This is a genomic window from Rhodanobacter sp. MP7CTX1 (genome assembly GCF_014205795.1).
Taxonomy (GTDB): Bacteria; Pseudomonadota; Gammaproteobacteria; order Xanthomonadales; family Rhodanobacteraceae; genus Rhodanobacter.
Genome location: NZ_JACHCN010000005.1, coordinates 153,565 through 177,511, shown reverse-complemented (window position 1 = coordinate 177,511; position 23,947 = coordinate 153,565). Strand labels below are relative to the sequence as shown.

General features: G+C 59.5%; 19 protein-coding genes. 4 read left to right on the top strand and 15 right to left on the bottom strand.

All coding sequences use genetic code 11. The features are described from left to right. Positions 1-26: 26 nt before the first annotated feature. The 6 genes from HDE77_RS08975 to HDE77_RS08950 are packed head-to-tail and all read right to left on the bottom strand — an operon-like array spanning position 27 to position 7,083. Positions 27-1,331, bottom strand: coding sequence for an NAD(P)/FAD-dependent oxidoreductase (locus HDE77_RS08975; RefSeq protein WP_184416871.1), 1,305 nt, complete (start codon positions 1,329-1,331; stop codon positions 27-29). Beyond that, complete coding sequence (locus tag HDE77_RS08970; RefSeq protein ID WP_184416869.1) at positions 1,328-2,629, bottom strand: hypothetical protein; 1,302 nt, start codon at positions 2,627-2,629, stop codon at positions 1,328-1,330. The genes HDE77_RS08975 and HDE77_RS08970 overlap by 4 nt, the downstream gene beginning before the upstream one ends. Before the next feature lie 9 nt (positions 2,630-2,638). Beyond that, on the bottom strand, positions 2,639-3,589 hold the full coding sequence (locus tag HDE77_RS08965; protein ID WP_184416867.1) for an NAD-dependent epimerase/dehydratase family protein: 951 nt from the start codon (positions 3,587-3,589) through the stop codon (positions 2,639-2,641). A gap of 7 nt (positions 3,590-3,596) precedes the next feature. After that, a complete protein-coding gene (locus tag HDE77_RS08960) occupies positions 3,597-4,334 on the bottom strand; it encodes an SDR family oxidoreductase (RefSeq protein WP_184416865.1) in 738 nt (245 codons plus the stop codon). Positions 4,335-4,336: 2 nt separating this feature from the next. Further along, on the bottom strand, positions 4,337-5,641 hold the full coding sequence (locus HDE77_RS08955) for an FAD-binding oxidoreductase (protein ID WP_184416862.1): 1,305 nt from the start codon (positions 5,639-5,641) through the stop codon (positions 4,337-4,339). After that, on the bottom strand, positions 5,641-7,083 hold the full coding sequence (locus HDE77_RS08950) for a UbiA family prenyltransferase (protein WP_184417034.1): 1,443 nt from the start codon (positions 7,081-7,083) through the stop codon (positions 5,641-5,643). The genes HDE77_RS08955 and HDE77_RS08950 overlap by 1 nt, the downstream gene beginning before the upstream one ends. 415 nt (positions 7,084-7,498) lie before the next feature. On the opposite strand from HDE77_RS08950, the gene HDE77_RS08945 reads away from it, so the two are divergent. Continuing rightward, positions 7,499-9,757: a glycoside hydrolase family 99-like domain-containing protein gene (locus tag HDE77_RS08945; RefSeq protein ID WP_184416860.1), complete on the top strand. Its 2,259-nt coding sequence runs from the start codon at positions 7,499-7,501 to the stop codon at positions 9,755-9,757. 41 nt (positions 9,758-9,798) lie between these two features. Next, positions 9,799-11,382 carry a hypothetical protein gene (locus HDE77_RS08940; protein ID WP_184416858.1) on the top strand — a complete coding sequence of 528 codons (1,584 nt, stop codon included), beginning with the start codon at positions 9,799-9,801 and terminating at the stop codon, positions 11,380-11,382. 21 nt (positions 11,383-11,403) lie between these two features. Here the strand turns inward: HDE77_RS08940 and HDE77_RS08935 are convergent, their stop codons facing one another. From HDE77_RS08935 to HDE77_RS08900, 8 genes are all read right to left on the bottom strand, one after another. Beyond that, a complete protein-coding gene (locus tag HDE77_RS08935) occupies positions 11,404-12,321 on the bottom strand; it encodes a lysylphosphatidylglycerol synthase transmembrane domain-containing protein (RefSeq protein WP_184416856.1) in 918 nt (305 codons plus the stop codon). A gap of 78 nt (positions 12,322-12,399) precedes the next feature. After that, on the bottom strand, positions 12,400-13,542 hold the full coding sequence (gene rffA, locus HDE77_RS08930) for a dTDP-4-amino-4,6-dideoxygalactose transaminase (RefSeq protein WP_184416854.1): 1,143 nt from the start codon (positions 13,540-13,542) through the stop codon (positions 12,400-12,402). Between the two features lie 89 nt (positions 13,543-13,631). After that, a complete protein-coding gene (locus tag HDE77_RS08925; RefSeq protein ID WP_184416852.1) occupies positions 13,632-14,339 on the bottom strand; it encodes a WbqC family protein in 708 nt (235 codons plus the stop codon). Continuing rightward, positions 14,336-15,985: an HAD-IA family hydrolase gene (locus HDE77_RS08920; RefSeq protein ID WP_184416850.1), complete on the bottom strand. Its 1,650-nt coding sequence runs from the start codon at positions 15,983-15,985 to the stop codon at positions 14,336-14,338. Before HDE77_RS08920 ends, HDE77_RS08925 begins: the two co-directional genes overlap by 4 nt. Further along, the gene (locus HDE77_RS08915) at positions 15,982-16,719 is read right to left on the bottom strand and encodes a methyltransferase domain-containing protein (protein ID WP_184416848.1); all 738 of its coding nucleotides are present in this window, start codon (positions 16,717-16,719) and stop codon (positions 15,982-15,984) included. Before HDE77_RS08915 ends, HDE77_RS08920 begins: the two co-directional genes overlap by 4 nt. 9 nt (positions 16,720-16,728) lie before the next feature. After that, positions 16,729-17,703, bottom strand: coding sequence for a glycosyltransferase family 2 protein (locus HDE77_RS08910; protein ID WP_184416846.1), 975 nt, complete (start codon positions 17,701-17,703; stop codon positions 16,729-16,731). Positions 17,704-17,881: 178 nt separating this feature from the next. Then, positions 17,882-18,826, bottom strand: a complete 945-nt coding sequence (locus HDE77_RS08905) for an FAD-binding protein (RefSeq protein ID WP_184416844.1) — start codon at positions 18,824-18,826, stop codon at positions 17,882-17,884. 104 nt (positions 18,827-18,930) lie between these two features. Beyond that, positions 18,931-19,677 (bottom strand): electron transfer flavoprotein subunit beta/FixA family protein, encoded by a 747-nt coding sequence (locus HDE77_RS08900; protein WP_184416842.1) that lies wholly within the window; start codon positions 19,675-19,677, stop codon positions 18,931-18,933. 300 nt (positions 19,678-19,977) lie between these two features. On the opposite strand from HDE77_RS08900, the gene HDE77_RS08895 reads away from it, so the two are divergent. Then, positions 19,978-20,958 carry a glycosyltransferase family 2 protein gene (locus tag HDE77_RS08895; RefSeq protein ID WP_184416840.1) on the top strand — a complete coding sequence of 327 codons (981 nt, stop codon included), beginning with the start codon at positions 19,978-19,980 and terminating at the stop codon, positions 20,956-20,958. Then, positions 20,951-21,904, top strand: a complete 954-nt coding sequence (locus HDE77_RS08890) for a glycosyltransferase family 2 protein (protein WP_184416838.1) — start codon at positions 20,951-20,953, stop codon at positions 21,902-21,904. The genes HDE77_RS08895 and HDE77_RS08890 overlap by 8 nt, the downstream gene beginning before the upstream one ends. A gap of 252 nt (positions 21,905-22,156) precedes the next feature. On the opposite strand, the gene HDE77_RS08885 is transcribed toward HDE77_RS08890, so the two are convergent. Continuing rightward, entirely contained in the window at positions 22,157-23,758 is a 1,602-nt protein-coding gene (locus HDE77_RS08885) for an electron transfer flavoprotein-ubiquinone oxidoreductase (protein WP_184416836.1), read from the bottom strand. Between the last annotated feature and the right edge of the window lie 189 nt (positions 23,759-23,947).

Genomic DNA, 23,947 nt, shown 5'->3' with positions numbered 1-23,947 from the left:
AAGTTTTGCCCGTATATTGCATCGCGTTAATCCTGAATCTCGTGTGTGACTTGGGCTGCAAGCGATTTTGCCACGTGGATACTTTCGTTGATGGAGCGGTCTTCAGGGTAGTAGTAGGAGGTGTCGGCCATAAAGAGACCATGGACCGGTGTCCGCATCGGTGGCAGCGTGTCGAAGAAACCCGGTGGGCAAATCGTCTGCGCGTAGTCGTAACGATGACAATATCGCGAAAGCACCCAATCGGGCGAGAATTTGGGATTGATTTTGCCGAGGTAACCGATCACTTCGTCAATCAGCTCATCGTTGCTGCGCGACCATTTTGAATGTGTCTTTGGCATGTAAAACGGCGCATAAAGTACAGATGGAGACATCTTATTGAGGTTTGAATATTCAATGACACCGGGAATTTCAATGGTTGGGTCATTTATGTTCATCCAGAAGTTTTCCGACAGCGGGTGTCGCAGCTTCAGAATTACGCAGGCGACGGGAATATTTTTGATACGTTCGATTCGTGCTGCGAAGTCTGGCGGTAAGTCGGGTACCAGACGCGGGACATACTGGATCGGTGCAGTGGAAATGACGCGGCTACAGCTGATTTGCTCGCCGCCGACAACGATAGCTGTGACCCGCCCACCTTCGACAACGACACGGTCGATTTTCGACCGAAGGTGGATTCGGCCACCTTTTGCCAGGATGTATTGCTCCATGGCGTCGAGCAACACTTTTGATCCACCTTCCAGGTAGCCCATTTGTTCCTGCATCAGATTCTTGCGGGACAAGCCGACGCGCTTGATGCGCGTACCTATCCACGAAGCGGAAAGCTGGTCGGCGAATTCGAAGAACTTGAGATCAAACAGGCTGCGCCACAGCACATCGTAGGCCTTGACCCCGACCCATTTGCGTAGCCACTCGGTGGCATTGATCTTGTCCAGCGGCCGCCAGTCCTTGATGCTCTTGGTGTACATCACATGCATTGCATACCGCATCTTGCTGACGATGCCAAGGCCGTCAAACTTCAGCAGGGCGAGCGGCGTGCCCCATTTGTACAGTCGACCGTTGAAGAAGAAGCCCATTTTTGTGTCGGTCCAGCGTAGCGTGCTGGTTAGGTCAAGCTCCTTCAATAGGTCGAACAGCGGGTAATCCGTCTTGCAGATGAAGTGGTAATAACGTTCGATGTCCAGTCCGTCGAAGTCGAAGCTCGCCGACATACCACCTATGCGGTCGTCGGTTTCATAGATGTCGACCGATTTCCCCTGTTTTAGCAGCTCCATCGCGCACATCAGGCCCATAGGGCCTGCGCCAATGATCACGCAGTTGTCGTGCTGGTTCATCGCATGTTTCCATTCTTGTCGGTGTCGACTGTCATCGTCCAGGGGGAGGGGTTCACGGGTATTACATGATGTCCTGGTTGACTGAGTTCGTGAGCGTACACTTTCCAGTGGTAGTCGAGGAATGCTGGCCGACGTAACGTGGCGGGGTTGCTGACGGCGACGAGGAACAAGCTCATGAGAACAATCGCGGTTGCCTCCGTGCGCCGGATGTCCTTACGGCTGGCACAGGCACACCAAACGGTCCACCAGAAAACCACTTTGATCAGATAGAAATAGCGATCGCCAGGATAGAACTGATAGAGCAACGCCAAGGGCTTTAGCCGCACCGGCACGAACGTTTCCAGAATTGCGAGCAGCGCAAAGCTCAGAATGATGACCTTTGTTTCGCCTCGCAGTCCGTTACCGAAAACTATCGCGCCCAGACCGAAGAGATAGAAGAGTATCCAGCCGTTATCGGTCAAGAAATTGCCAACGAAGATATGCACCGGCACCAATTCGGTAAAGGTGATGCGCAGCATTTCCAGCGTGCTTTGCTGCACCTGGCTGACACTCATCGGATGCACTAGGACGCAGATCGTTTGTATGACTGCGCCTGCGGCTGTGGCGCTGAAGATAATCCAATCTCTGGTTTTCCAATGGTTGGTGACTGCATTGTGCCAGCGCGTCGAGCCTAGGCAGTCGCAAGTCCAAGAAGTGAAGATCATCACCCCAGCAACGAATGCTATGAAGATGGAGAAAGGGCCTGTCACGGCGATCACAAAGACAACACATGCGCGGAAGATGGTTGCTGGCCGGGAAGCGGCGTGGAAGCTTCCGAAGCATGCGGCGGCGAGCGCGAACTGAAGGAACCATTGCGCGTTAGCCAGTGAGCCCAGAATCTCTCCACTTAGCGGCACGAGCATGAAGGCAGCGAAGACGACGACTACCGGCAAATGGGCGCGGAGACGTCCCAGGGTATAGCTGATCGCCAATGCCATCAGTAAGAGCGCGCTGGCGTTGTAGATCATTGGCGCCTTCGCGGCCGATGTCCAAGAGGCGACCCAGGCAATGATGCGTGGCAGAACAAGAAAGTAGCCGGCGTACGGCTGAAGTACTAGCGGGTAAGCATGGCCAAGCTGCTGCTTGAAGAAAATTGTCGAGTCCTCGGCCCAGAACTGCGGGTTGGTGAGGAAGTCGTTGCACTTGTAAGCCATCACCACGATGCAGGCGAGCAGGAGTGGAAAGCTTCTCCACCCCGTATACAGTGCGGAGGGTTGGGACGTCATCGTGACGTCAGAGGGAGACTTAAACCAATGCATGGACCTGCCTTATCGTTTCAGTACAACCGACGAATAGCGAGGGTCGCAGTAACTTTCCCTCACCGCCTCGACGAATGGCGTCTGCGCGACGCCGAACACGGCGAAAGTGTCCACGCCCTTGAAGTCGTCCCCTGCGGTCAGTGCCTCGAGCTGGTCGGCGGTGAACGGAGGCTTGCCACTGAAGATCGCGTAAACGCGTAGCAGAAAGCGGAACAATCCATAAGGAATATGGACAATCATGGTACGCAGATTTTTCGCCCGTTTAATCGTCTTGATGATGTCGACGTAGTCGATACGCGTATCCCCCACGACATCGTAAACAAGGCCATCGGGCTGATTTCCGATGCACCATGCAATACAGCGGCAAAAATCGCGTTCGTATAGTGGCTGGCGCATGTAACGTCCGTCCCCGGGAATCGGGAAGACGGGCGTCTTGGCCATGAAGCGTGAGAGCCAGCCCAGATGCTTGGGGTCGAACCAGCCGAACATCAGGGTCGGGCGAAGCACGCAATGCGCGATGCCGCTCTCGACCACCATGCGCTCCTGCTCCCTCTTGGTCTTGGTGTAATCGTCATCAGCGACGGATACCACCACGGAGGAGCTGATGTGCACCAAATAAGGCACTGCATGTTTGCTGATGGCGTCCAATACTCGGCGAGTAGCGTTGATGTTGTTTCGCACGAACAGGTCGGAGAACTTTCCCGTGATCTGCGCGTGTAGCTGCACGACACACGCAACGTTCGCGAAGGCATCGGTCCAGTCACCGTCCTCGGCGAGGTCGGCGCGGATCACAGTTACATCCGGATGCAGTTGGCGAAGGATCTCCAGGTTGTACTCATGCTTGTCGATCGCGACGAGATCGGTATATCCCTGCGCCTTCAACTCCACGATCAGGTTCTGGCCAACGAGTCCGGCGGCTCCGGTGAGTACCACCCTGGCGTGCTTGTCTATCTTTGTCATGGCGCGATCACAACTTGATACGTTTGAAGATGAATTCCGGGATGTGCTTGATCACCAGCATGATCGGTAACCAGAACCAGGGCAGATAGACCACGCTGCTTCCGCGATCAGCGGCGCGGACGATACCGCGCGCCACAGCATCAGGTTTGGCCCACAGTGCACCTTTGCGGAAATTGCGCGTCATCGGGGTGTCGACGAAGCCAGGCTTGATGGTCACTACCGACACACCGGCTTTTGCCAGGCGCTGGCGCAGGCCACTGGCAAAGGTGCTGACTGCAGCCTTGGCGGCACCGTAAAGATAGTTGCTCTGACGGCCGCGATCGCCGGCGACAGAAGAGATGATCGCTAGCACGCCACGACCTTGAGCCTCCATGCCGGGAGCTAGCGCTGTCAGCAACGCGATGGTGGATGTGCCGTTGGTGGCGAACTCGGCCAAAGCCGTTTCCACCGAGCTTTCGCACGCTGACTGATCCGGGAGTGTGCCGTGGGCGATGAGTGCCACGTCAATGCCGCCCAGCTTTTGCCAGGCCTGTTCAAGTACGCCTGCGTGAGCGGGCTGATTGTTGACATCAAGCATTGCATGGTCGACGTTGGTGGCACCGCGGATTCGCAGGTCCTCGGCAATGTCTATCAGCCGGGTGGTGTCGCGCGCCACCAGGAAGATGCGTGCTCCACGGGCGGCATAGCATCGTGCGGTGGCTTCGGCGATGGCGGAGGTCGCGCCGATGATAAGTACTCTAAGCATGTCTACTCCATGACCCTGCGCCAGAAACTGGACGAGAAGCGCGGATCGATAAACTGACTGAAGGATTCCCAAGCCGGGAAGTATTGCCGGAAGCGGTGCCCGGACATACGTGCGTCCTTGGCCGGGTAAACCGCGCCGCCGGAGGCAGCCACGACGTCGTCGAGTTCGTTGAGCAGGCGCAGTGTCCGGTTGCCATTATTGGGAAAATCCAGCGCCAAAGTGGCGCCGGCGCGTGGGAAGGACAGCATCCCCGGCGAGGGTAGTGCGCCGAATTGCTTGAGAACAGCCAGAAACGACCCACCACCCGCCGACCCAATGATCCGGGCCAAACGGACGATGCAATCTTCGGCCGCGGTTGGTGGCACCACACACTGGTATTGCATGAAGCCGCGCGGGCCATAAATGCGGTTCCAGTCTCGGATGCCGTCCAGGGGGTAGAACTGCGGTTCGTAGTGCGTCGTGGCACGCACTATCGGCTGGCGCTGCCGGTGGTAGTACAAGGCATTGAAGGCGCGCAGGGTAAACGGGTTGATCAAAGATATCGGGGGTACGAATGGGACGCGTAGGTGCCGCGCTGGAGCAGAAGGTCGGCGGTCCGGACACGCGGGCGCATGATCGGCACGTGTGAAAAGACCGCGCCCCAATGCGCGTCCTTTGGCTGCGCAGTCAATCCAGGCCACGGTGTATTCGTAGTCACGATCGGAGCTTTCTGACAGCTGGAAGAAGCCGGCGAGATCGTCAAAGCGATGAACCTCGGTGCTCATCCAGGGGCTGGCAATGCGGCGGAGCTGGATGCTGGCTCGGGTGATCAAGCCGGTGAGGCCGAGTCCGCCGATGGTGGCGGCAAACCATTCCGGATATTGGGTGGCACTGCACACTCGTCGGCTGCCATCGGAGCGCAGCAGCTCCAGTTCCAGCACATGACGTCCGAAGGTGCCCGCACGATGATGGTTTTTGCCATGCACGTCGTTGGCGATGGCGCCCCCGACACTGACGAACTTCGTGCCTGGCGTCACAGGGAGAAACCAGCCCTGCGGTACGATCAGATCCAGTATTTCCGAGAACAACGCGCCCGCCTCGCAGTCAAGCACCCCGGTCGCGACATCAAGTCTGATGAATCGGTCGAGATGGCTTGTGTGGAGCAGAACGCCGCCGTCGTTGAGACAGCTATCGCCATAACTGCGACCGTTACCATACGGCAGGATGGTCTCGGCCGTCGCCGGCAACCCATGGTGCCGATCGGAAATGGCAATGATGGACTGCTTGGCATCCGGATAGCGGCCCCAGGATTGCCCAGCCTGGCTCATCAGATGGACACGGCGACAATGATCGCAGCAAGTGCGAGTAGCACCCGGCTGACATTATCCATGACCGCGAAAATCACGGGATCGTCGTGCATGATTCCGCGATGGGCGATCGCCCAGGTGCGGCTGATCCAGTACAGCAGCAACGGGCACAGCATCCACAGGTAATGCGGATGCCGGTAGAGCGCTTCGCCAGCCGTGCTGTCGATGTACAGCGCCAGCACGAGCACGGCAAGGTAACCGCTGGAGCCGCCGAGCGACTGAATCAGCGGGATGTCCTCCACGTCATAGCCGCGACCGCTGGCCTTGACCTTACCCGCTTTCTGCGCTGCCAGCAGCTCTGTATAGCGCTTGATCATGGCCAGGCTGAGAAAGATGAACATCGAGAATGCCAGCAACCAGAACGAGGGCCTGGTGTGCAAGGCTGCGGCACCGGCAAGGATGCGGGTGGTGTACAACATGGCCAGAACGACCACGTCGAGCATCATGACGCGTTTGAGTCGTACCGAATAGGCCGTGGTCAGTAGGAAATATGAGATCAGCACGCCAAAGAAAATGTGCGAAATCTGCCAGGCGAGGGCCAGGCCTGCGATCAGCAGGGCAGCCGCAACAACAGGGCCTGATGCCAAAGGCAGCGTCCCTGCGGCGAAGGGGCGGTTCCGCTTGCGGTTATGTTGTCGATCGGCACTCAGATCCAGCAGGTCATTGGTTAGATAAACGCTGGAAGCACACAGGCCAAAGCATAGAAATGCGATGGTTGTGTGGCTCAAGGCAATCACATCAAGGACTCGATGTGAAGCCAGTAGCGGCAGAAATACGAGTACGTTCTTGATCCATTGATGCACGCGCAATGCCTTGAGCCAAGCGCGCAGACTAGCCTTTGGTGTGTGGAAAACGCGTTCCACGGTCGACACTTTCGCCGCGGCCTTGGCTAGCGCAAGCGTCGGTGCAATGACGATGGCGGCGTGCGCGTGCTTCCAGACGGCCAGGTCGACCGATGCATTGCCAACGTAGTCAAAGCCGCGTTCACCATACCGTGCGACCAGCTCTGCGGCTTTGTTGCGACCGGAAAGATTGCGCTCTCCGTCGCTGGCCAGGACATCGCTGAAAAGGCCGACATGTGCCGCCACGCTTCGAGCAAGCCTGGAATCGGATGCGGTACACAGGATGATGGGGCGAAGTGGTCGCTGATCCTGAAGCCACTCGATCAGTGCCTGGTTGTACGGCAGTGTCGACGCATCGACTTCGACGCGGCATGCGATTTCCTGTTTGAGGTACGCCTTGCCACGTAGCAACCATACAATCATCGCGAATATGAGCAGCGGATTCTTCGCGAGCAACGCGAGTGCGGACTCAATGAGGAGGTCCGATCGGATCAACGTACCGTCCAGATCAACGCAGAGCGGCACGTTTTGGCTGTGCGCTTGCTCCTGAACGGCAGCCATTGGTTCTGGGCTCATCACTCTTCCTGGATTCTTGTCCCCCTGCGCTCGCTCCGAAGGGCAGCGGCTTAGGCCCTCCGTGTGAACTTGGGAGGGCGGCACGGATGTTACAGTACTATTCGAAGCCAAGACAGATAGTTGACCCCTATCCAGGCCGGAGAATGACACGGGAATGGTTGTGAGCATGCTGCGAAAAGTGCCGGCCTGAAAGACTGGCGCGACGCGACGGCAACGGTTCCCGCCATCCCGCTTGTTCGGCGAAAGCTCGGATAGGTGCAAGTGGCGGTCGCTGAGCATGAGGCTCAAAAATGGGGCTTTGACGCCGCGATACTCAGGCTGTCTCGCGGCCCATGTTGCTCGACCACAATCACCCGTGATGATGAATCCATGTCGGGAATATGCTCAGGATTGCCATTTTGTGAAAGTTGACGGTTCCAGCGCATCGCGAAAATATCTTAAGCCTATGGCTCGCTTCCTCTACGAGCGGCTTCCGCTTGCTCCTTCGCGCAGAAAGGCGTTAAAGGATGGCGTGTACCGGGTCATGGCCCCTTTGATAAAAAATACTCAGAGCTATCGCTATTGGCAGATTGAGCGACGCGATCAGGCGACGGATGCAGCGTTGCGCTCGCGCGGCGGCGAACGCCACGTTGCGCTCTTGCCGCAGCATTTCGATGAAATCTTCGAGGCGAGTTCGCAGCGCAGTGCTTACTATCGACCCATCCGTGAGCTGCCGGTAACGACGTCTGGATTCAACGTCATTGCATTCTATCTGCCGCAGTTTCACGCGTTCCCCGAAAATGACGAGTGGTGGGGTCGCGGATTTACAGAGTGGACGAACGTTTCAAAATCGGTGCCCCAATTCGCTGGACACCTGCAACCCAGATTGCCCGGGGAGCTGGGTTTCTATGACCTGCGGGTCAAGGATGTCTTGCGGCGCCAGCAGCAGTTGGCGCGACTGTACGGCATTCACGGCTTCTGCTTTCATCACTACTGGTTTGCCGGCAAGCGTCTGATGGAGGCGCCGTTCAATCATGTGCTCGCGGATCCATCCATGGAGCTATCATTCTGTTTGTGCTGGGCGAACGAGAACTGGACTCGGCGTTGGGATGGTGCCGAACATGATGTGCTCATCTCGCAAGAGCATTCGCCGGAAGATGATCTGGCGTTCATCGCCGATATCCTGCCTGCCTTGCGAGACTCTCGTTACATCCGCATTGACGGGGCGGCTTTGCTGATTGTCTATCGGGTGGCGCTGCTTCCCGATCCGCATGCAACGGCGCAACGTTGGAGAGACTACTGCCGACAGCAAGGTGTCGGAGAGATTCATCTCATTGCGGCGCAGACTTTTGGCATCCGGGACCCGCGCGACTATGGCTTCGATGCGGCGGTCGAATTTCCGCCACACCATATCGAACCTGAGGAAATTTCCTCCGATCAACTCGTGTTCAATGCGTTGTTCAGAGGACGCATCTTCCGCTACGCGGACGTGGTCAGGCACCAGCGAGATGCGGTAGCACCGGACTACAAGCTTTACCGATGCGCCTTTCCGAGTTGGGACAATTCAGCGCGAAAACCAGGTCGCGGTCACGTATTTCACGCCTCGTCGCCCGCATGGTTTGGTGAGTGGTTAAGGAATATTGCCGAGGGCAGTCGCGCAGAGTCTTCGGTAAACGCGCCGATGATTTTTGTCAACGCGTGGAATGAGTGGGGCGAGGGTGCGCATCTCGAACCGGACCGGCGCCACGGCTACGCCTATCTCGAGGCGCTCGGCGATGTGTTGGCGGATCATCGGCTGCAGAATGAGAGTCCGCTGGTGAGTGTCATCATCCCGCTTTACAACCACGCCCGCTACATTGGAGATGCGCTAGCGTCGGTGTTTGCGCAGAGCTACACGAACATTGAAGTTATTGTCGTGGATGATGGCTCCACGGATGACTCAGCCGCGGCGGTAAGGCGCTACGGCGAGCGAAATCCGGATCACCCCATTGAAATCGTCCGAAAGGAAAATGGCGGAAGTCATACCGCCATTGCGAAGGGCGTGGCGCATGCGAATGGTGAGTTCATTGCGTTCCTGAACTCGGATGACTGCTATGCGTCATCGAGAATCGGTAGGTTGCTCGAGTGCATGCTGCACGATGGGCTTGAGCTGACATTCAGTGGCGTCGATTTCATTGATGAGGAAGGCCGACCGAGTGCGGAGTCCGAGCACGAAGTGGTGATGTCACTCCGTGAAAAACTGAACGCATCCCTGGAGTATCCGGCATTGGTGTATGCATGCCTCGACTCGAATGTCGCAGTATCCACTGGCAACTTCATGTTGCGCCGCCGCTTGTACGACCGGCTCGGTGGCCTCGCGGCATTGAAGTTGTGTCATGACTGGGACTTCCTGCTGCGCGCTCTTGCGATTGCAAAAGTGGGTTGCGTAGCCGAGCGTCTGTATAGCTATCGCTTGCACGGGGCGAACACGTTCGAGCAACTGCGTGATGATGCGATTTCGGAAACCGACGTGGTGCTTGGCAACTTTTTCCAGTCATTGGATCTTGAGCAGCTGCAGGTGCTGTTCGAAGACCACCGCTATTTTCGCCGGTTCGTCCGACAGCATGGCTACGAGAGATTTCTGCCGCGTAATGGCAGCTTGGCACGCGCATGGCTGATGCAAGATGATGAGCCAGCGTGATCGTCCGATGCTGATAAGCCTCATCCCTGATAGGTTCCTCAATGCAGCATCCTGAAGCAAGTCGAAGCCGACTGCACTGGACAATATTGTCCGGCGTCGTGTTGTTTGGCATGGTCGCCAGCCTGGGTGTATTCCTGCTGGAGGGGCATACCGGTTTCAATCTGGGAGACGAGGGTTACCTCTGGTACGGAGTGCAGCGGGTGCTGCATGGCGAGGTTCCTGTCAGAGATTTCATGTCCTACGATCCGGCGCGATACTACTGGGCGGCGGGTCTGCTATGGCTCTTTCATGCAAACGGCATCATCGCAGTGCGGGCTGCCACGGCGGCATTCGCTACCTTGGGTGTTGTCGTTACAGGGATACTCGTCTTGCGTGGGGCTCCTGGCCGAATCGCCGCGCGTCTGGGCCTCTGCGTATTCGCGATGCTGTTGTGCCTGTTGTGGATGATTCCGCGCTGGAAGGGCTATGACGCCGCGATATCGGTCATCTTGACGGCCAGTTTGGCGCGAGTGCTGGTGTATCCGTCTGCACGGCGCTTCTTTGTCCACGGCATCGTGATCGGTCTGGCCGCCATGTTGGGGCGCAATCATGGTCTCTACGGCGTGACCGCTTGCCTGCTGGTGACTCCAGTGCTGATGCTCGGCGCGGACAGGCCTGTCTGGCTGCGCTGTATCCCTGCATGGATGGCCGGTGTCGTGCTGGGCTTCGCGCCCATCCTGATCGGTCTTGTTCGCGATCATCGCTTTGCGGTCATGTTCTGGGAGAGCATCCGCTTCGTGCTGTTTGAGTACAAGGGTACCAATCTGCCCTTGCCCGTGCCGTGGCCCTGGACTGTTCCCGCACAAGGGCCATTGTCTGCGCTGCTTGGACCGTGGCTGGTCGGATGCTTCTTCGCGGCGTTGCTGCTTTTCTGCGCGAGCGGTGCTGCCGTAGTTCTGCAGCAGGTGTGTCGTGAACGGAGGATCGCGAATCCGGTTTTCGTCGCATGCGTGGCAACCGCCATACCCTACCTCAACGTGGCATTTTCACGAGCCGACGTTCAACATCTCGCGCAGGCGATCCTTCCGTGTCTGATCGGCTTCCTGGTCTGCCCTTGGCCGAGCCGGAGCCGCGCGACCATGCAGGCACTTAGCCTTCTCGGTCTTGTTATCACCACGCTGTGGGTCATGCTGCCGATGCATCCGGGTTATGCCATGCGAACCCATCCCGATTGGAAATCCGTCGACGTGCGTGGCGATCGGGTGTGGATGAGTGCGGATACAGCCACGTCTGTCGAAGATATCGAAAAGCTTGCGAGCCGCTACGTCAGCATCGGCGGCACGATCCTTTCAGCACCGGTCTGGCCCAGTGCCTATGCATTGCTTGGCGTCAGGTCGCCCGTGTACGAAATCTATCCATTGTTTCCACGCAACGATGAATTCCAGGACCAGGAGATTGCCCAGCTAAAGCAGGCGCATCCGCAAATGGTCCTCGTCAACGATGTCGCACTGGATGGACGCGAAGAGTTGCGCTATGCGCATACGCATTCAGGTATCTGGAAGTACATCAACACGCACTATCATCAGATCGGCTCTCCAGATCGCGAGCCTCAGCTAAAGGTATACCTTCCCGCTGCAGTAGAGTGACATCGCAGTTGCGGCGCGCGCTTACCTGCGCCGATAGCGCAGCAGCATCAACAGGCACGCCAGTCCGGTAAGTGCGATCAGTGGCGTGAGCAGGCGTAACGCAATGGCTGTCGTTTCCGCGTCGGTCGCGGAAGCGCCCAGCCATAGCATGATGCCGCGACTGCCCAGTTCGGACACGCCAAGTCCGCCGGGCGTCATGCTGGCGACAGTGACCAACATGACACTGCCAACTAGAAGAGTTACTTGACTGAGACCCAGATGTATATGCATGGACCGGGCGGCGATCCACCACAGTCCGCAGTAGAGCAGCCAGATGATGATTGTCAGCAGACTCGCGAACGCGATGCGACGTACATGGCGCAACGCCTCCGCATAAGGCTGCAGGCGTTGCGGCAGACGCCGGACATGAGCGGACAACAGGCAGAGGAACAGTCCGCCGAGCAACGGGAACAGCAGTGCGACGGGAGCCAGCCATGGCCAGGCGAAGTGCATGGCCAGACCGCACAGCCCGACGCCGAGCACACCGGCCAGATCCAGCACGCGTTCCACGAAGAACCCGGAAACGCCCAGTCGCCAGGCACTGCCGTGATGATCAGGGATCAATCTGATCTTGACGATTTCGCCAAGTTGGAACGGTGTCAGCGAAGCCAGGCCTGCTGCTGCGCCGTTGGCGCAAAGCGACTGCCAGAAGCGATCGCGATTCGGCTTGATTCCCAGCACGATCAGCCAACGCCAGCCACGCACCGCGAAAATGATCGTCAGCATGGGAAACCCGCCGCCGAGCAGGATGCCCACATCCATATGCCGCAGGGCATACGCCACCCTGTGCCAGTCGAATAGCCTGATCGTTGCGCTCACGCAAACGACCAGGATAAGCAGTACCAGCAGGTGACGCAGGTAGCGAAACTTCAGAATCCCGGCGGTATCTGGAAAGCGCATGGACTATGCGATCAACACTTTTCGGCAACCAGGATGTTTCAGCCTGGGAATGACGAATGGTCTGAGCGGAGACATGGATCAGGATTCCATCGACTTGATGAGAATATCCCGGGCAACCTGCATGACATGATCCTGATGATCCTCCAGCCCGATCCACAACGGCAGGCGGACGAGGCGGTCGCTGGTTGCGTCGGTGTGGTGCAGTGTGCCGTTGGTGCGCGCATAGCGCTGACCGGCTGGAGAGCTGTGCAACGGGATGTAATGGAAGACCGTGCCGATGCCGGCGGCCTTCATTGCATCGATAAAGTGCGTGCGATCAGCAAGGTTGCCGAGCAGCAGGTAATACATGTGTGCGTTGTGCGCGCATTCGGTGGGAATGATCGGGCGACGTAGTCGTCCGCCCGATTCGAGCGCTGCGGCCCATTCATGATAACGATTCCAGATGGCGAGACGGCGGCCAGTGATGGCGGACGCTTCCTCAAGCTGCGCGGCCAGGAAAGCCGCGATCAGCTCGCTGGGGAGATAAGACGAGCCGATGTCGACCCAGGTGTACTTGTCAACATGACCGCGGAAGAACTTGCTGCGATTGGTGCCTTTCTCGCGGATGACTTCCGCGCGCTCGACCAGATCCTGGTCATTGATGAGCAATGCACCACCTTCCCCCGAGATCACATTCTTGGTTTCGTGAAAACTCAGTGCGGCCAGATCACCAATGCTGCCAAGCTCTCGCCCCTTGTAGGTGGAGAAAATCCCCTGGGCTGCATCTTCAACTACCTTGAGGCCATGTTTGGCGGCGATCGCCATGATGGTATCCATCTCGCATGCGACGCCGGCGTAGTGCACTACACAGACAGCGCGGGTACGGGGGGTGATGGCCTGCTCGATCAACGACTCGTCAATGTTCAAAGTGTCAGGACGGATGTCCACGAACACCGGCACTGCACCACGCAGCACGAACGCGTTGGCGGTCGTGACGAAGGTAAACGAGGGCATGATCACCTCATCACCAGGCTGCAGGTCGAGCAGGATGGCTGCCATTTCCAGCGCGGCTGTGCAGGAGTGCGTGAGCAGTGCCTTACGCGCGCCAGTGCGTTGCTCCAGCCAGACATGGCAGCGTCGGGTGAACGCGCCGTCGCCTGAAAGCTGACCGTTGGCGTGCGCTTGCGCGATGTATTCCAGCTCGTGACCGGTGAGATACGGGCGATTGAAAGGAATGTTCATTCGGATCTCATGAAAGAATCAGCCTTGCAGGCAATCAAACTTTGGATGAGTGTGCGCAAGCGCGTCATTCATCCGATAGCGCAGAGCGCCTACGCAGGGTTGCCGCGATGGCCCCAGATGTAAGCCGGCGCTTGTGGCCCGGTATTGAAGAGGAGATCGATCACACTGACGGCGTGTTCGAATGGCGGATACATTTGCGGGTACGCCGGATAATCGGAATAGTCCTTGAGTCTGAGCTCAACGCCCACTGCATTAAATTTATCCTGACTGAGATAGTCGGCTGCTGTTGGTCCAGACAGATAGCTGCTAGCCCCGCTCAGGCGGAGCAGGTCGAGTATACGATCCAGCCTGGTACCCTGCGCCGCATAGCTGCTCGACGCCGTGAAGGTGGTCTCGATGCCGAGCAACTCATGGGCAATCCGTTGCGTCATCGACTGGTTCATTTGTGAAAGGTTCGTCCATGTCTTGCCGAGGTACAGCTCCTCAAAGAAAGCTGAGTAAGTGCGGAAATACGGGGCGCGGGCGTAGCTGTGACAGATCGACTTCCAGTGTTTCGCTTGCCAGCTGGCATCCTCCAGCGCGACATCCTCCAGCAGGCGGTTGCGATTTGCTCCGGCCGGGACAGTCAGCCAGATGGGGCCGTTGGCGGTCTGTATGCGATTTCTTGTACGCCAGTCGCGCACGGTGTACTGCACGTCATCCAGGAAGATGAATTCGTCCACTTCGTGGATGATGTCGAAATATCCCTTCCACGGGATATACGACGACTGAATGATGGCGACGCTGTGTCTACTCATAGTGCGTGACAGGCATGGCAGGCGGACAGCAGGCTGTCCACCATGTGGATACGGTTGTTCGCCTGCGTAGCGACTCGCGCCGCGATGCCAGCATGGGGGCTCAGGAATCCGCCTTCGCGCCGCACGATCAGTGCGTGCATGTATCCGGCCTGCACCGCACCTGCGCCATCGCGGAAATAGTTGTCACCGATCATCACGAGCTGTCGTGGATCGATGTTGAGTGCGCGCGCAGCTTGAAGAAAGCCCGTAGGTGCAGGCTTCTCGATACCGTATTCGCGTGCATAGACCACCGCGTTCACGCCATGCAATGCGGGGGCATGCTGAAGTTTGGCCTTCTGCGTGGCGGGCGGATTGTCAGTGAGGATCGCCACGGGGAGGCCGGCTGCTTTGAATGCGGCGAGCGACGGAGCTACGTCGGCAAACAGCGGCGTATCGGACACGATGGCCGCACGATAGGCAGCGATGGCACTGTCGCGCAGTGTGGCCGGGAGCGACAGCGTCGCCAACAGGCGGTCGATGAGCAGCGCACGCTCACCCTCATCAATCAATTGCGCTGCACCCATGAGGAAAGCTGCCTCGTCGACATGGCGGGAAAAAGTTTCCGCGTAGATCGCCTCCAGCTTTCGCAGCATCCACAGCTTATGATCAACCAGGGTATCGTCAAGATCGAAGACAATGCCCTTCGGCGGCTGCGCCAGATAGGGTATCGCGATGTCTTTCAGCACCCTGATCGTCTTGCCCATCCTGCGGATCGTAGGCCCGGCGTCACTCGATGCCGCCTGGCAATCCATGAAAAAGCCCGGCAGGTTGACTCCTTCGGTGAGCGCGTGGTTCGCGGAGGTACCGACGCGCGGATTGACGTCCGAGATGAACGGTGTGCCGGTAGCCGGCCGCAGCATCTGCACGTTGAACAGGCCACAGCCACCCGCGTGGCTGATGCAGGCGGCCGTGCGCTGCGCCATGTCCGCCAGCGTTGCATCCGCTACCGACTCGGAAATCACAGCGAATCCCCCGGACGTACGTAGCCGCCGGCGCAGTACGATCGGCGAGACGTCGCCATTTACACCGATCGCAAAATCCGCGGAGAACTCCTCGAATTGCGCCAACCAGGGCGTCCATACATGCGTCGACAGGTCGCCGTGGTATCCGCGCGCTTCGTCAGCGCCGTACAGAAGGATAGTTTCGCGGCCACCCCAACCGTGACGGGGACGACCGAACAGCGGTAGGGCATAGTCGAACGCGAGTGGATCGACCAGTGCGGGCACGGGCAGGCCGGCTGCGCATAAAAACTCGTGCGTGGACAGTTTGTCGAGTAGTTGACCGAGCACCTTTTTGTCAGAGACGGCGACCTGTGCTCCGTGTGCCTCCAGCTTTGCCTTCAATTGCGATAGCGCCATCAGCTCGAGCGCGGTGGATGGGAAGACCACGTCCACCTTTTCGCGGTCCACGATTTCCAGCAGGGCACGGGTAAAGGCGTCGGCGTCTGAAAGTGGCGGAACGACCACATAGTCGTGACAAATGTAACGGGCGATATTTTCCGGGTACAGATCGCAGACGATCACCCGCACATCGGGCAACTCCTGCAGCGCTCGGATCAGGGTCAGGCCCTGAAAGCCGCCGCCGCTGACCAGCAAAGCGGTCTTCATGCAGGGCGAGCGGTCAGCAGGATCCCGTTGGCGATATCGGGATGCCCGTAACCGACCTCGATGAAGGCCTCCTCGACACGCTCATCCAGCGACAGCTGGTGCAGCTGGGAGGTCGTCAACGGCTTCATCACCAGGCCCACCTTGTCCACCACGACATAACCAGAGTCCTCGACAAGTCGCGTGATGGATTGGCTGTCGAAATAGCGCTTGTGGCCAAGCTCTAGATCGGATGGGCTCAGGGAATGGAGGTCCTGCATGAATCCTGCGGCATGGCCAAGCAGCCGATGCAGCGAACGCGCATTCGGAACCGAAGCGAACAGCACGCCATCCGACTTCAGGAAGGGTAGAAACCGGCGCAGGATCAGGCCCGGATCATCGACATGCTCCAGCACGAACCCCATTTCAATGGCATCGAAAATCGGCTCGAAATGCGCCTTCTCGAAATACATGTGATGGATCGTGACGTGCGACGGCGGCGAGGTTTCCGCGCGATAACGTTCGATGATGTCCTGCGAGCCCTCGAGTATGTGGTACTCGGCTACATCGAGTTGCTCAAGTATCGTGCGACTGACCCGTTGCCCTCCGATGCCAAGGCTGAGCAGCTTGAGTGACTTGCGGTCGCTCAGTTGCTCGACGATCTTGCGCGCATAGGCCTTGAGCAGCAGTTCCTCATCCCAGTGATAGGGAAACTGCGTGGTGTAAGCGGCCTGGTAGGCGTTGAGATCTTCCTTCATCTATCAACCTCAATCATGAAAATTGCGAACGATGAACAGCGGACGATTCTGTGTCTGCGTATAGATGCGCGCAATATAGAGCCCGACTACACCGAGTACCGTAATGATCAAGCCGGCCAGGCCAATCATCACCAGCATAAGCGAGGTGAAACCCTGCAGCACCGTCGCTGGATATAGCAGCTTTCGGACAAGCAGGGCGATGGCCGCCGTGGTGGCCAACAACGTGAAGCCCAGCCCGATGGCCAGTACCAGTTTCAGTGGCACGGTAGAAAACGAAGTGACCGCTTCGATCAACAACGAGAGCCGCTTGCGGAAGGAATAAGTGGAGGCGCCTTCGCGCTGGGTTTTCTCCACTACGGTACCTACCTGCCGGAAACCCGACCAATACATCATGCCGCCGAGAAAGACGTTGCGATCGCCCAGCGACAGCAGCGCCTCGACATAGCGGCGCTTCATCAATCGTTCGCTCAATACGTTTTCCGGGATCTGCGTCTCGCTCAGCATGTTGAACAGCCGCCAGAACAGGGCGCCACCGGCACGCTCCACCAGTGCACCCTTGCGCTGTGCCTGCACCCCGTACACAACGTCTGCATGGGTCTCGCGCAGGGTATCCAGAAAGCGTTGGAGTACTCCTGGACGCACTTCCAGGTCGCAGTCAATGATGAACGTCAGATCGCCTTTCCCATGAGACAACCCAGCCAGCATGGCCTTGTGATGACCAAAGTTCCGCGACAGGTCGACGATCTTGATCCGCGGATTGTCCGCACGCGCCTGCATTAAAAGCGGCAGCGATTCATCGGGCGATCCGTCATTGACGAAAATCAGCTCGTAGTCACTGATGCCCGACTTGTCGACGGCGAGAATCATCTCATCGATGAAGGTCGCGAGAAATCGCTCGGACCGGTATACCGAGGTCACCACACTGAGCGACGGGACTCCATCCGTCAGGCTCTGCGGCGTTTTTTGGCTGGTGGTTGTCAGCATGCACGGATTCCCTGCGGGCGGAACGAAGTGACGGGTGCGAACCGATAGCTGCTCCGTCCCCTTAAAATCCATAGTGAATCAATGGCACCCCGGCGAGTCCAGGACGTGGAGGGAACGATGGAGCCGTCGCCCCGCGAACGCGGGGCCACTAGTGCTTCCACCGATGCCGGCAGGGCGCTCAGCCGAGTGCTTGCTCCAGCTCCGGAATCAGCTTGAACAGATCCCCCACCAGACCGAAGTCGGCGATCTCGAAGATCGGCGCTTCACCGTCCTTGTTGATGGCGACGATGGTGCCGGCGTCCTTGATGCCGGTGAGGTGCTGGATCGCGCCGGAGATGCCGATCGCCATGTACAGCTCGGGGGCGATGATCTTGCCGGTCTGTCCTACCTGCATTTCGTTCGGCACGTAGCCGGCATCGACCGCGGCGCGCGAGGCGCCCACGGCGGCGCCGATCTTGTCGGCGAATTTGTAGATGATGTCGAAGTTTTCTTTCGAGCCGACGCCGCGGCCACCGGAGACGACCTTGCTCGCGCTTTGAAGGTCGGGACGATCGCTGCTGCCCTGCTTGAGCTCGATGAAGCGCGTATGCGTGGGCAACGCCGCGTCGATGGTCAACGCTTCGATCGGTGCGCTGTTGGCGCCACTTGCGGCGGCTGGCCATGATGCGGTGCGAATGGTGGCGACGACCGTGTGATTGGCGTCGGCCTCGACCGTGATGATCGCGTTGCCGGCATAGATCGGGCGTTTGAAGGTATGTGCAGCTTCCACGCTCATCACGTCGCTGACCTGTGCCACGCCGAGCAGGGCGGCGACGCGCGGGGCGACGTCCTTGCCGAACGTGGTTGAGGGTGCGAACACATGGCTGTAGCCCGTGGCAGCCTTGGCAATCTGTGGCGCCAGTACGGCGGCCAGCGGATGCGCGTTCTCTGCGCGGGTGACCGTGAGCACGCGGCTCACGCCGTCGATCTTCGCCGCTTCGGCGGCGATTGCGTCGGGCGCGTCAGCCAGCACCAGCACATCGATGGCCTCGGGTTTCACGGCCGCCGCAGCGCTGACCGCGCGTGCGGTGGAGGGGTTCAGTTTGCCGCCCAGATGTTCGGCGATGACGAGAATCTTGCTCATGGTTGTCTCCGGTGTTTCCTGTAGGAGCCCACCCTGTGGGCGATGCTCCTCGGTGGCAGGGCGGAAAGGCGTCGCCCACAGGGTGGGCTCCTACGGAAGAAGGGTTACAGCAGACCTTTCTGCTTCAGCGCCGCGACCAGTTCGGCCGCGTCCTTCACCATCACGCCCTTGCTGCGCTTGGCCGGCGCGGCATAGTGCGTGGTCTTGAGATGGTCGTGCGTGTCGACGCCGAGCGAGCTGAACTCGATGCTGTCGATCGGCTTGGACTTTGCCTTCATGATGTCCGGCAGCTTGATGAAGCGCGGCTCGTTGAGGCGCAGGTCGGTGGTGATCACGGCCGGCAATTCGGCCTCGATCACTTCAAGGCCGGCGTCGACTTCGCGGGTCACCGTGGCCTTGCCATCGGCGATCTCGACCTTCCCGGCGAACGTGGCCTGTGGGCGGTCCCACAGCGCGGCGAGCATCTGGCCGGTCTGGTTGGCGTCGTCGTCGATCGCCTGTTTGCCGAGGATCACCAGTCCCGGCTGTTCCTTCTCGATCAGCTTGAGGAAGATGCGTGCCGCGGTCAGCGGCTGCACTGCCTCGCTGGTGAGGACGTGGATCGCGCGGTTGGCGCCCATGGCCAGGCCGTTGCGCAGGTGTGAGGTGAGATCAGCCGGGCCAATGCCGACCACGATCACTTCCTCGGCAACGCCTTTCTCGCGCAGGCGCAGTGCCTCTTCCAGCGCAATGTCGTCGAACGGGTTGGCGGACAGCTTGACGCCGTCGGTCACCACGCCGCTGCCGTCGGGTTTCACCTGGATACGCACGTTGTAATCCACGACGCGCTTGTAGCCGACCAGAATTTTCATCAGTGATTCCTTCTACGGGCATCCAGGGGGACGCCGGCGGTAATGAAACAATGGACTATTCTAACCTGAGCCGGTGTTGTGGTCCGGAGTAGCCCGGATGCACTCTGCGCGGGCTGAATTCAGGGCTGTCAGGCAGCCGTTTGGGTATGATGCGCGGTTGTTCGCCATAGGGGTGGGACATGAAGGTATACGCATGCGCCTGATTCTGGTGGGCATGGGCAAGCATCGACCTGCGTCCCTGTCGGTGGGTTCATTGCGTCTACCTGGCGCTGGCATCGCCATCCACGGCACCGTATGAGCATGACGCGACTCCGTCTTTCCATCGTCATGTGCACCTACAACGGGGCTGCCTACCTGCAGCAGCAGCTCGACAGCTTGCTGGCGCAGACGTGCCTGCCGGATGAAATTGTGATGAGTGACGACGGCTCGACGGACGCCAGTCAGCCCATCCTGCAGGCGTTTGCTGAGCGGGCACGCGGGTTGGGCATCGCGGTGCAGCTGTGGAGCAACCCCAACAATCTCGGTTACGTCGAGAATTTCTCAAAGGCACTGCAACAGGCCACCGGTGACGTGCTGTTTCTGTGTGATCAGGACGATGTCTGGCGTCCCGACAAGCTGGCCCTGATGGTCGCGCGTTTCGACAGTGACCCGAAGCTGCTGTTGTTGCATAGCGATGCGCGACTGGTGGATGCACAAGGTGATTCCCTGCAGTGCTCGCTGTTCGACGCGCTGCGGCTGACGTCGGATGAGAAACAAGCCATCCATGACGGCCGCGCATTCGACATCGTGCTGCGCCGCAGCTTCGTGACCGGTGCCACCGCGGCGCTGCGCCGCGAGCTTGTCGAGATGGCGTTGCCGGTAGCGCGTGACTGGATTCACGACGAATGGCTGACCGCCGTCGCGGCCGCATTCGGCCTGGTGGACTTCATCGACGAGCCGCTCATCGATTACCGCCAGCATGATGCCAACCAGATTGGCATGCGCAGGCGCACACTGATGATGAAATGGCATGATCTGCTGCTTTCACGTGGTCAGATGCTGATCGCCGAGGCGAAGCGATGGCAGCGGCTGGAGGATTTCCTCGGGCAAGCCGGCGGCAATTCCAATCTCGCCGCGCAGGCACGGCACCGGCGGACCCATTTCGAGCAGCGTGTGGCGATCGGCCGGTTGCCGCGATACCGGCGTTTGCTGCCGATCCTGCGCGAAGCCCGTGCGGGCTCTTATCGGCGCTATGGAACGGGAGGCCGCTCCATGTTGCGGGATCTTTTGCGCCATGACTGACCACTCCGCGACGACCGTCTGTGCGGTGATCGTGAGCTATCACCCCGAGCCTGCGGCCTTGCTGAGCCTCGTCGATGGGCTGCTGCCCCAGGTCGGCGCGGTAGTAGTTGTCGACAACGCCAGCGAGGGTGATTGGCAGCAACCACTGGACGACAAAATGTCGTCGGCCGGCGGTGCACTCTTGCGTCAGACGCACAACATAGGCTTGGCCGCTGCCCAGAACCTCGGCATCGAATGGGCGCGATCGAACGGCTACCGTCATGTACTGCTGCTGGACCAGGACAGCGAGCCTGGTGCCGGCATCGTGGTGTCGTTGCTGTCGGCACTGCAAACGCTATCGACTACACACAAGGTCGCCGCCGTCGGGCCGCGCTTCCACGACCGGCGCGAGGATCGGGATGCACCGTTCGTGCGTATTCACTTTCCAGTGAATCGCAAGTTCTGGTGTGGAATCGACAGTCAGCCCATCGCCTGCGATTTCCTGATCAGTTCGGGGGCCTTGATCCCGATGGATGTGCTGGATCGGGTCGGCCCGATGGATGCGGGGCTGTTTATCGACAATGTGGATCTGGAGTGGGGTTTCCGCGCGCGCGCGCAAGGCTATGCGCTCTACGGCGTGTGCACTGCAACGATGGATCACCGACTGGGGGATAGCCGCCGCGAGCTTCCGTTCGGTCTCGGCCAGGTCGTTGTGCACGGGCCGGTGCGGCTGTACTACATGATGCGCAATCGTCTGCGTTTGTATGCGATGCCGCATACGCCGTGGGTCTGGGTTGCCCAGGATCTGCCACGGGTGCTGGTCAAGCTGTTGCTGTTCGGCGTTCTGATCGGGCCGCGCGCGCGCAATCTGCGCTGCATGTTGCGTGGCTTGTGGGATGGGCTCCGTGGTCGGCAGGGCGCGTGCCCGAGCGATCTGCTGCCAGGATCTGGATCCGACTCTGGCTAGCGGATCAATCCGCTATGCAGGGCTCTCGATTTCCACGGTTGATCCGATCCGCAAATAGTTCTGTGCGATGCCCTTCGACTTCGCTGCGCTACGCTCAGGGCGAACGGTACTGAGGTGACGCTCAGCGCGAACGGGACAGAGGTGACGCTCAGCGCGAACGGACAGACGTGACGCTCAGGGCGAACGGGATAGACGTGACGCTCAAGGTGAACGGCACAGACATGGTATTTGTGGGCCGAATCAATACCTCGCCTACAGGTTCTGGTAGTTCGGCCCCGAACCGCCTTCCGGTGTGACCCAGGTGATGATCTCGTACGGATCCTTGATGTCGCACGTCTTGCAGTGCACGCAGTTCGCCGCGTTGATCTGCAGCCGACGACCGCCAGCGTCCTCCACCATCTCGTAGACGTTCGCGGGGCAGAAGCGGGTGCACGGGTTGCCGTACTCGGTCGTGCACTGGTCGATGCAGATCGAGGTGTCGGCCACGTGCAGGTGGATCGGCTGGTCTTCGTCGTGTTCGGTGGCCGCGAAGTAGACGCCGGCAAGGCGATCGCGGGGCGCCAGTGTGCGCTGCAGGTAGTCGCGCTTTGGCTCCTCTTGCGCGCCCAGCTTGTGCAGCGATGACCAATCGGGCTTGTTCTTCAGCGTCCACGGCGAGGCGCCGCGGAGAACGGTTTCCCAGGCGGCGTTGAGCAGGCCAAACCACAGGCCCTTCTTGAATGCGGGCTTGATGTTGCGCACTTGCTTCAGCTCAGCCATCACGTCGGAGCCGCGCAGCTTCGCGTCGAAGCCGGCGGACTTCAGGTCATTGGCGACGAGGTGTTCGGCGGCGAGCATGCCGCTCTTGATTGCCTGGTGCGTACCCTTCACCTTCGGCACGTTGAGCAGGCCGGCGGTGTCGCCGATCAGCAGCGCACCGGGCATATCCACTTTCGGCAGCGACTGGTAACCGCCGGTGACGATGGCGCGCGCGCCGGCGGAGAGGATCGTGCCGTCTTCAAGCAGTGGCTTGATCAGCGGGTGGTTCTTCCATTGCTGGAACGCTTCCCACGGCTGGTAGTTCGGGTCGCTGTAGTCGAGGCCGCTGACGTAACCGAGCGCGATGCGATCCTTGTCCAGGTGATACAGGAAGCTGCCGCCGTAGCTGTGGCTGTCCGCCGGCCAGCCGAAGCTGTGCACGATCTTGCCCGGCGTCACGCGTCCGGCCGGTACCTGCCACAGTTCCTTGATGCCGATCGAGTAACCCTGCGGGTCGCTGTCCTGGTCGAGCTTGAAGCGCTTGATCAGCTGCTTGGTGAGGCTGCCACGTGCGCCTTCGGCGAGCACGGTGACCTTGGCCTTGATGTCGATGCCTTCGGTGTAGCCCGGCTTGTGCGAGCCGTCTTTCGCCACGCCCATGTCGCCGATGCGCACGCCGGCGACCGAACCATCGTCGTTATGGATAGTGTCGGCGGCGGCGAAGCCGGGGAATACATCCACCCCGAGTGCCTCGGCCTGCGGCGCGAGCCATGCGCACATGGCGCCCAGCGAGACAATGAAGTTGCCGTGGTTCTTCATCCCCGGCGGTACCGGCAGTTTGCGGCCGCCAGTTTTGTTCAACAGCCAGAACTCATCTTCGCCAGCCGGTACGCAGATCGGTGGCGGGTTGTCACGCCAGCCGGGCAGCAGGGCATCCAGCGGCTGCGGCTCGATCACCGCGCCGGAGAGTATCTGCGCGCCGATCGTCGAGGCTTTCTCGATCACGCATACGCTGACCTCGGGCTTGAGCTGCTTGAGGCGGATCGCAAACGACAGTCCGGCCGGTCCGGCACCGACGACAATGACGTCGTATTCCATCGTTTCGCGTTCGCTCATGGCGGACTTCCTTCGGTAGGCAGATCGTGGTGTATCCGCGGCGCGGCGGCGCCAGGATGACGTGGATCCCTATTGTCCTGTTTCGCGCACGGCGCGGCAAACGCAACCCGCGGCCCTTATGGACACCTCCTCGTTCGTGCAGAATAGAAGAGGGCAGGCCGATCCCGGACGACGATCAGTCAATCATCA

Coding starts and splice junctions, on each gene's coding strand:
- HDE77_RS08975 (WP_184416871.1), bottom strand. CDS start 1,331: ATGAACCAGCACGACAACTGCGTGATCATTGGCGCAGGCCCTATGGGC.
- HDE77_RS08970 (WP_184416869.1), bottom strand. CDS start 2,629: ATGCATTGGTTTAAGTCTCCCTCTGACGTCACGATGACGTCCCAACCC.
- HDE77_RS08965 (WP_184416867.1), bottom strand. CDS start 3,589: ATGACAAAGATAGACAAGCACGCCAGGGTGGTACTCACCGGAGCCGCC.
- HDE77_RS08960 (WP_184416865.1), bottom strand. CDS start 4,334: ATGCTTAGAGTACTTATCATCGGCGCGACCTCCGCCATCGCCGAAGCC.
- HDE77_RS08955 (WP_184416862.1), bottom strand. CDS start 5,641: ATGAGCCAGGCTGGGCAATCCTGGGGCCGCTATCCGGATGCCAAGCAG.
- HDE77_RS08950 (WP_184417034.1), bottom strand. CDS start 7,083: ATGGCTGCCGTTCAGGAGCAAGCGCACAGCCAAAACGTGCCGCTCTGC.
- HDE77_RS08940 (WP_184416858.1), top strand. CDS start 9,799: ATGCAGCATCCTGAAGCAAGTCGAAGCCGACTGCACTGGACAATATTG.
- HDE77_RS08935 (WP_184416856.1), bottom strand. CDS start 12,321: ATGCGCTTTCCAGATACCGCCGGGATTCTGAAGTTTCGCTACCTGCGT.
- rffA (WP_184416854.1), bottom strand. CDS start 13,542: ATGAACATTCCTTTCAATCGCCCGTATCTCACCGGTCACGAGCTGGAA.
- HDE77_RS08925 (WP_184416852.1), bottom strand. CDS start 14,339: ATGAGTAGACACAGCGTCGCCATCATTCAGTCGTCGTATATCCCGTGG.
- HDE77_RS08920 (WP_184416850.1), bottom strand. CDS start 15,985: ATGAAGACCGCTTTGCTGGTCAGCGGCGGCGGCTTTCAGGGCCTGACC.
- HDE77_RS08915 (WP_184416848.1), bottom strand. CDS start 16,719: ATGAAGGAAGATCTCAACGCCTACCAGGCCGCTTACACCACGCAGTTT.
- HDE77_RS08910 (WP_184416846.1), bottom strand. CDS start 17,703: ATGCTGACAACCACCAGCCAAAAAACGCCGCAGAGCCTGACGGATGGA.
- HDE77_RS08905 (WP_184416844.1), bottom strand. CDS start 18,826: ATGAGCAAGATTCTCGTCATCGCCGAACATCTGGGCGGCAAACTGAAC.
- HDE77_RS08900 (WP_184416842.1), bottom strand. CDS start 19,677: ATGAAAATTCTGGTCGGCTACAAGCGCGTCGTGGATTACAACGTGCGT.
- HDE77_RS08895 (WP_184416840.1), top strand. CDS start 19,978: ATGACGCGACTCCGTCTTTCCATCGTCATGTGCACCTACAACGGGGCT.
- HDE77_RS08890 (WP_184416838.1), top strand. CDS start 20,951: ATGACTGACCACTCCGCGACGACCGTCTGTGCGGTGATCGTGAGCTAT.
- HDE77_RS08885 (WP_184416836.1), bottom strand. CDS start 23,758: ATGAGCGAACGCGAAACGATGGAATACGACGTCATTGTCGTCGGTGCC.